This window comes from Gemmatimonas sp. (assembly GCF_044345575.1).
In the GTDB taxonomy this organism is placed as follows: domain Bacteria; phylum Gemmatimonadota; class Gemmatimonadetes; order Gemmatimonadales; family Gemmatimonadaceae; genus Gemmatimonas.
This window is the reverse complement of sequence record NZ_JBIJAW010000001.1, coordinates 43551-50780: the sequence shown is the minus strand read 5'-3', so window position 1 is coordinate 50780 and position 7230 is coordinate 43551. Positions and strand designations below refer to the sequence as shown.

Below are 7230 nucleotides of genomic sequence, written 5' to 3'. Positions count from 1 at the left end.
GCTGAGGTCGTGCGGTTGGAGATCGAAGTGGAGCAGCTGCAGAAGGCGCTGCTCCCGTTGCTCATTCCGCGCGACCCGCTCGACGATCGTCCGGCGATCATGGAAATCCGTGCGGGGACAGGCGGCGACGAGGCCGCGTTGTTCGCCGGCGACCTCGTGCGCCTCTACACGCGCTTTATCGAGCGGCGCGGCTGGCGCATCGAGGCCATCTCCTGGTCCGACGGGGCGGTGGGTGGCGTCAAGGAAGCGGTGTTCAAGGTGATCGGTGACGGCGCCTTCGGCGTACTGCGTTGGGAGAGCGGCGTGCACCGCGTGCAGCGGGTGCCGGCCACCGAATCGCAGGGACGTATTCACACCTCGGCGGCTACGGTGGCGGTGCTCCCGGAGGCGGAAGAGGTCGATGTCCGCATCGAGGACAAGGACCTCCGTATCGACGTGTTCCGCTCGTCGGGCCCCGGCGGGCAGAGCGTGAACACGACCGACTCGGCCGTGCGCATCACGCATATCCCCACGGGTATCGTGGTCTCGCAGCAGGATCAGAAGTCGCAGCTGCAGAACAAGGCGAAGGGGATGGAAGTGCTGCGCGCCCGGCTGCTCGACCTGCGCCTCTCCGAGCAGGAGGCGGAGCGCTCGCGCCTGCGCAAATCGCAGGTGAGCACCGGCGACCGGTCGGCCAAGATTCGCACCTACAACTTCCCGCAGGGGCGCGTGACTGACCATCGCGTGGGCGTCACACTGTACGATATCGACGGCGTGATGAACGGCGACATTGGCGGCTTCCTCGACGCTATCCAGTTGGCGAATGCCGAGGAGAGCCTCGCCGGGTGACGTTGCGCGAGGTGGTGCAGCGTGTGGTGTCGTTGATTGGCGAATGCGCGCAACTCGAGCCGGAGGTCCGTCAGGACGCTGCTCGCGAGGGGCGGTTGCTCGTCGCCGGGGTGCTGCACCTTTCTCCCGGCGAGTTGGCCCAGCGTCTCGTGGCCGAGCCGGCGCTGCGCGCGGGGGAGGCTGCCCACATCGAAATCGCGCTGCATCGACGGCTCCGTGGGGAGCCGCTGGCCTATGCAGTGGGCGAGGCCCCCTTCCGCGATCTTGTGCTGCGCGTGGACAGCCGCGTGCTGATTCCGCGCCCTGAGACCGAAGTGGTGGTGGAGGAGGTGCTGCAGGTCGCCGCCGCCGCCCCAGGCGGGCTGGCCGTGGACATCGGGACCGGGTCGGGGGCCATTGCGCTCGCCCTCGCCACCGAAGGGCGTTTCGATGCGGTGCTGGCTACCGATGTCTCCTTGGAGGCGCTCGCCGTGGCACAGGAGAACGCCGAATGGCTTCGGCAGCAGGGGGTGGCGATGGCTCCCGTCGAGTTCCGGCACGGGGCCGACTTGGCGCCGCTGCGGGCCCGGCTGGCTGACCACGAGAAGGCCCGTGTGATTGTCTCGAATCCCCCGTACATTGCGTACGAGGAAGCCGTGCGGCTGCCGGCCAGCGTACGCGACTGGGAGCCCACCCTGGCGCTGTTCGCGGCCAACGGGGGGCTCGCCCGGTATCAGGTGCTGGTGCAGGACGCTCGAGCGTTGCTGGAGCCCGGCGGGTGGCTGATCCTGGAGCTCGATGCGAACCGTGCGGCGCCCGTGGCGGCCATGGCCGCGGCTGCGGGGTATGACGTGGTGCAGGTCAAGCAGGACCTCGCGGGGCGTGACCGGGTGCTGTTGGCCCGCACGCCGCCGGAGTAACTCATTCCACGGCCGGGAGGCCGGATTCATGCTCGAAGACAAGGCGAAGGATCTCGGCCGCTCGATCGGCCAGAGCGAGGAATACAAGGCCGTGAAGCGCTCGAGCGACGCGCTCAATAACGACCGCGAGGCCACGACGATCCTTCGGCAGATGGAGAAGATCCGTCAGGACGCGCAGGCGATGATCGACCGCGGTGAGGAACCCACGGGCGACATGGAGCAGCAGCTCGACACGCTGCTGCAGCAGGTTCAGGTGAACCCGGCGTATCAGGCGGCCATCAGCGCACAGGACAACTTCGACAAGCTCATGCTGCGCGTGAACCAGTGGATTGCCGATGGCATCCGCACCGGTGCCGCGAGCCCGATCATTCTTGGCTGAGCGTTTGGCCGCCGCCGACATGGTCGACGACGCGTTGGACAGTCCGAGGGCCGACAGTGTGTCCCTCGCGGCGGCAGACCGTCGCGGGGTGTTCGTCGTGCTCGAAGGTGGCGAAGGGGCAGGCAAGACCACTCAGTGGTCACGGCTGGCCGACGCCTTGCGCGCGGTGGGGCACGACGTGGTTGCCGTTCGCGAGCCGGGTGGCACGCCGGCGGGCGACGCCATCCGTGCGCTGTTGCTCGATCCGGCGTCCCAGCTTGCCGCGGAAAGCGAGGCGCTCCTGTTCGCCGCCTCACGCGCGCAACTCGTGCGTGACGTGATCGCCCCCGCCGTGCAACGCGGTGCCGTGGTCATGGTGGACCGCTTCCTGCTCAGCACCTATGCGTATCAGGGGGCTGGTCGTGGGCTGCCCATGTCGTCGTTGCGGGCGGTGAATCATTTCGCCACAGGTGGCCTCGCGCCCGATCTCACCTTGCTGTTGTCGTTGCCCCTCGCTGAGGCGCAGGCGCGCATGCACGCGCGCGGGGCCGCCGATCGTATGGAGCGCGAGGATCTCGCGTTCCACGAGCGCGTGCGCGAGGCGTTCGATCGCGCCGTCAGCGCCGAATGGCAGGCACAGCATCCGGAAGTCGGTCCGGTGGTCGCGGTACCCGCTGAGGGTGCCGCCGACGCGGTGACCGGCCGTTGTCTGGAGGCGCTGGTGGCGCGGTGGCCTGAGCGGTTCGCCGCAGCGGCCACGGCGGCCCTCGGCGCGCTCTGAGTCCGTACAGCCTTCATGCCCGAAATTCTTCCCGACGCCCCCGCGGTTACCCGCCGTCCACTGCGCGCCCTCGTCGCGGCCCTCGGCTTCGGCGCGCTGCTTGGTGTTGGCGGCTGGTGGGCCGGCCGGGATCTCACCGCGGCGTCGCAACCGTCACGCGCGCCCCTCGGCGGCGCGCGTCTGTTCGATCAGGTGGTGGCCGCGATCGCGCAGAAGTATGTGGATTCCATCCCGCCCGACTCCATCTACGCGAAGTCGGTCACGGGTATGCTCAACGAACTCGACGATCCGTTCACCTCGTTCCTCACGGAAGATCGTGTCCGTCGGTTGAGCGAACAGATGAACGGCACGTTCTCGGGGATCGGCCTGCAGGTGGACATCCGTGACGGATGGCCCATCGTCATCGAGCCGCTGATCGGCGGGCCGTCGGAGCGGGCCGGCATTCTCGCGGGTGACCGTATCGTGCTCATCGGCAAGGAAAGCACGAAGGATCTCGATCGTGAGGAAGTGCTGCGACGATTGCGCGGCCCCACCGGGACAACGGTCGCGTTTACCGTGGAGCGGGAGAACCAGCGGCAGGTGTTCACGCTCACTCGCGACAAGGTGCATCTGCGGGCCGTGCAGCGTGTCGCGCTGCTGCAGAATGGTGTGGGCTACCTGGACGTGAACGTCTTCAACGCGTTCACCGCCGACGAAGTGGCTGCGGCCATTGATTCCCTGGTGAAGATGGGCGCGCGGTCCATGGTCATGGACCTGCGTGGTAACCCGGGCGGCCTCCTGGAGCAGGGGGTGGCTGTCGCCGAGCTGTTCCTCGACCGCGGGCAGAGCATCGTGCAGCTGCGCGGACGTGCCGGCGTTCCGCCGCAGACGTTCACCGACTCCCAGCCGCAACGGTGGCCCACGCTGCCGCTGGCCGTGCTCGTCGATCGCTCGAGCGCGAGCGCCTCGGAGATCGTGGCCGGCGCGCTGCAGGATCACGATCGTGCGGTGGTGCTCGGTGTCACCAGCTTCGGTAAGGGGAGCGCGCAGAATGTCTATCCGCTCTCGAACGGCAGCGCATTGCGGCTCACCATCGCGCGCTGGTACACGCCGGTGGGGCGCAGCATCAATCGTCCAGTGGAGCGGCCGCAGGACGATGAGATCGATCCGGACACAGGCGGCGTATCGCTACCCGACACCATCAAGCCGCGTTTCCGTACCGATGCCGGACGCACGGTCTTCGGCGGCGGTGGCATCACGCCCGACGTGATCGTGGGTGACACGATCACGCCGCAGCCGGTGCAGGTGCTTGCCCGCGCGATGGGGCGGAATCTGGGCGCCTACCGTGATGCGCTCAGCAAGCACGCCCAGCAGCACCGTCGCACGATGAAGTCACCGGGCGATCCGGTGACGCGGGCCGATCTCGACGACATCTACGCGGACCTTGTGCAGCGGAAGGTCGCGCCGCCGCGCGCGGTGTACGACGCCGCGGGACCATGGATCGCGCGGTCGCTGGGCTACGAGATGGCGCGCGTGTCTTTCGGCAGTGATGCCGAATTCCTGCGACGCACGCAGGACGATGCGACGCTCCAGCGCGCGACGCAGGTGCTGCAAGGCGCCCGCACTCCGCGCGATGTGTTCGGCAATCTCGAAACGCGGCGCGCCGTCACGGTGCCTTGATTCGCGGTTCCCCTCCCGGGGAGAAGAGGGGAAAAGGGGGAACTGACAATAGGAGAAAAGGGAAAAGGGAGAAAAGGAGACATCACATGATGTCCAACTCCTTTTCTCCCTTTCCCCTTTTCTCCCAATATCAGTTCCCTCCTTTCTCCACTTCTCCGGAGAACCAGGGAGGACTACAGCCCGGCGATCTTGGTCGAGACTTTCACGCCCTTGGGCACGCTGAACTTGAAGGCGTCGCCGGGGAGCGTGGCGTCGGGTGACCACGACGTGAGCGTGATGGTGCGGTCGACGCCCTGACCGTCGATGACCTGCACGCGCACCGGGCGCGGCTCCTTCTCGTCGAGCCACAGGGTGGCCTTCTGGAACGGCACCGTGTTGGGATTGCGCGGCAGCAGTTGTACGCGACGCGTGGTACGGCCGTCGATGGTTACCACATCTCCGCCGGAAATCACGAACGCACGCTTGGGGGTGTCGAGCAGCTGACCCAGCAGGTCAGCCACGATGGCGCCGTCGGCATCGCCCGGCAGCTTGAGTACGCGACCCGGCGCACTGCTCGGCAGATACACCCACAGCGTCTTGCCGTCGCCGACGATGCGGTCACCGGCGGGCTGGGTGAACGTGATGCTTACCTTGCCCGGCCGCTCCTGCAGGAACACGCCCTTGGCGCTGGCCGAACGCCCGAGCAGCGGGTTGGTGATCTTCTGCTCGAAGTTGGCTTCGAGCGTCCGCGTGTCCTTCCACGCCCTCGCGATGCGGTCGTATGCCGTCTCGGCGCCGGTTTGGGCCGGCAGCGGCGCGGTGGTCGCTGCCGAGAGCGCGATCACGAATGCGGAGTACGTCAATTTCGTCATGTGCTCGAATACCCGTGTCGATGAAGCAGGTGCCGTAACTCACGCACCCGGCGGGGGCGTCACCGAGCGCCCGATCGCCGCCGCAATCGTGCGTAGCTGCTTCACGAGCTCATCGAACTGCGCCGGATACAGCGACTGCGCGCCGTCGGACAGCGCCTTTTCCGGAGTGGGGTGCATCTCCACAAGAATACCATCGGCACCGGCAGCCACCGCCGCGCGCGCCATCGGGGTGACCTTGTCACGCAGCCCCGTCCCGTGACTCGGATCGGCCACTATCGGGAGATGCGAGAGCTTTTGCACCACCGGGATGGCGGTCAGATCAAAGAGATTGCGCGTGGCGCTGTCGAACGTGCGCACGCCGCGCTCACAGAGAATCACGTTGGGATTCCCTTCGGCGAGAATGTACTCGGCGCTCAGCAACAGGTCGTTGATCGTGGCCGCCATGCCGCGCTTGAGCAGCACCGGCTTCTTGAGCGTGCCCACGTGCCGCAGCAGCGAGTAGTTCTGCATGTTGCGCGCACCGATCTGGATGCAGTCGGCGTACTCTGCCACCATGTCGGCGCCGCGTTCGTCCATCGCCTCGGTCACGATCGCGAGCCCGGTCTCCTGCCGCGCCAACGCAAGCAGTTCCAGCCCCTGCTTGCCCAGCCCCTGAAACGCGTAGGGGCTCGAGCGCGGCTTGAAGGCGCCACCACGCAGCGCGGCGCCACCCGCGGCCTTCACCTGGCGCGCCGCCGTGAGAATCTGCGTCTCGTTCTCCACCGAGCACGGCCCCGCCACGATGGGCACATCGGTGCCGCCGAAGCGCACGCCCGGCGCGATTTCCACGATGGTGGTCTCCGGCTTCCACTCGCGCGACGCCTGACGGAACGGCTTCTGCACGATGAGCACGCTGGACACGCCTGGTAGCCCCTCGATGTACGACCAGTCCACCTTGGCGTCATCACCAAGAAGACCGATCGCCGTGCGGACTTCGCCCGGCAGCGGGAGGGGCTTGAAGCCCTGACGCGTGATCTCTTCGCAGACCCGATCGATATCGGCGGAAGAAGCGTTGGGCTGCATCACGACCAGCATGTCACGTCCTCGGAAAAACTCAGAAGTCGATGGACCAGCCATCGGTGGCACACACCACCGGGCCAGCGTAATGCTCCGCCACCTCGGCCGCGATGTCCACGGACTCGACGGGCGGATAGAAATGCGTGAGCACGAGCCGCTTTGCAGCCGCCTGTGCTGCCAACGCGCCGGCCTGCCGCGGCGTGAGATGCTCGCGAAGGGCCATGGTGTCGGGCAGGGAACACTCGGCGAGCAACAGATCACAGTCGCGCGCCCACGGGCCCAGCGATTCGCTCACTCCGGTGTCACCGGTGTAAACGAGCCGCTGCGTTCCTTCACTGATGGAATATGCTACGCTCTCGGCGGTATGCGGTACCGGATGTGCCTGCAACGCCACGCCGCCGGGCAATCGGATGATCTCATCGGGCAGGAGATCGCGCACCGTGAGTGGAAACCCTGGCGCCAGCATCCAGGCGCCATACACCCCCGCCATCCGTTCCAGCAGCGCACCGGTTCCTGAGGGCCCATAAATGGTCACGGGTGCACTCCGCGGCGGCAGCTGGCCCCAACGCCACCCCATGATGAGGAGTGGCAGATCGGCAATGTGGTCGGCGTGAAAGTGCGTGAGGGCGACATGCGTGATGCCACTCCAGTCGACGCCCAGATTGGCGAGGCGATGTACGGCCCCACTGCCGCAGTCGAGCAGCAACCGCACCTCGCCGCATTCGACGAGATGCGATGACGCCACGCGCGTGGGATGTGGGGCCGCGGTGCCCGTGCCGATGGTGGTCAGGCGCATGG

The 7230-nt window shown here is 67.2% G+C and carries 8 protein-coding genes; 5 read left to right on the top strand and 3 right to left on the bottom strand.

The window, feature by feature from the left end:
* The 5 genes from prfA to ACIQ6O_RS00175 form a co-directional block, all read left to right on the top strand.
* Nucleotides 1–828 (top strand): peptide chain release factor 1 (gene prfA, locus ACIQ6O_RS00195; protein WP_396205748.1); only part of this gene is annotated, 828 nt, incomplete at its 5' end.
* A complete protein-coding gene (gene prmC / locus ACIQ6O_RS00190) occupies nt 825–1727 on the top strand; it encodes a peptide chain release factor N(5)-glutamine methyltransferase (RefSeq protein ID WP_396205747.1) in 903 nt (300 codons plus the stop codon). The genes prfA and prmC, both read left to right, overlap by 4 nt.
* A gap of 28 nt (nt 1728–1755) precedes the next feature.
* Nucleotides 1756–2106 (top strand): YlbF family regulator, encoded by a 351-nt coding sequence (locus ACIQ6O_RS00185; protein ID WP_396205746.1) that lies wholly within the window; start codon nt 1756–1758, stop codon nt 2104–2106.
* Complete coding sequence (gene tmk / locus ACIQ6O_RS00180; RefSeq protein WP_396205745.1) at nt 2099–2866, top strand: dTMP kinase; 768 nt, start codon at nt 2099–2101, stop codon at nt 2864–2866. The genes ACIQ6O_RS00185 and tmk overlap by 8 nt, the downstream gene beginning before the upstream one ends.
* A 15-nt stretch (nt 2867–2881) precedes the next feature.
* Nucleotides 2882–4525, top strand: a complete 1644-nt coding sequence (locus ACIQ6O_RS00175; RefSeq protein ID WP_396205744.1) for a S41 family peptidase — start codon at nt 2882–2884, stop codon at nt 4523–4525.
* 173 nt (nt 4526–4698) lie between these two features.
* Here ACIQ6O_RS00175 and ACIQ6O_RS00170 read toward each other — a convergent pair whose 3' ends face one another.
* The 3 genes from ACIQ6O_RS00170 to ACIQ6O_RS00160 are packed head-to-tail and all read right to left on the bottom strand — an operon-like array spanning nt 4699 to nt 7228.
* Nucleotides 4699–5376: an outer membrane lipoprotein carrier protein LolA gene (locus ACIQ6O_RS00170; protein WP_396205743.1), complete on the bottom strand. Its 678-nt coding sequence runs from the start codon at nt 5374–5376 to the stop codon at nt 4699–4701.
* Between the two features lie 39 nt (nt 5377–5415).
* A complete protein-coding gene (gene aroF, locus ACIQ6O_RS00165) occupies nt 5416–6450 on the bottom strand; it encodes a 3-deoxy-7-phosphoheptulonate synthase (RefSeq protein WP_396205742.1) in 1035 nt (344 codons plus the stop codon).
* 19 nt (nt 6451–6469) lie between these two features.
* Nucleotides 6470–7228: an MBL fold metallo-hydrolase gene (locus ACIQ6O_RS00160; protein ID WP_396205741.1), complete on the bottom strand. Its 759-nt coding sequence runs from the start codon at nt 7226–7228 to the stop codon at nt 6470–6472.
* Nucleotides 7229–7230 lie beyond the last annotated feature (2 nt).

What these genes read in the sequence shown, in the direction of transcription:
- ACIQ6O_RS00185 (WP_396205746.1), top strand. Translation starts at nt 1,756, where the DNA reads ATGCTCGAAGACAAGGCGAAGGATCTCGGCCGCTCGATCGGCCAGAGC.
- ACIQ6O_RS00175 (WP_396205744.1), top strand. Translation starts at nt 2,882, where the DNA reads ATGCCCGAAATTCTTCCCGACGCCCCCGCGGTTACCCGCCGTCCACTG.
- ACIQ6O_RS00170 (WP_396205743.1), bottom strand. Translation starts at nt 5,376, where the DNA reads ATGACGAAATTGACGTACTCCGCATTCGTGATCGCGCTCTCGGCAGCG.
- aroF (WP_396205742.1), bottom strand. Translation starts at nt 6,450, where the DNA reads ATGCTGGTCGTGATGCAGCCCAACGCTTCTTCCGCCGATATCGATCGG.
- ACIQ6O_RS00160 (WP_396205741.1), bottom strand. Translation starts at nt 7,228, where the DNA reads ATGCGCCTGACCACCATCGGCACGGGCACCGCGGCCCCACATCCCACG.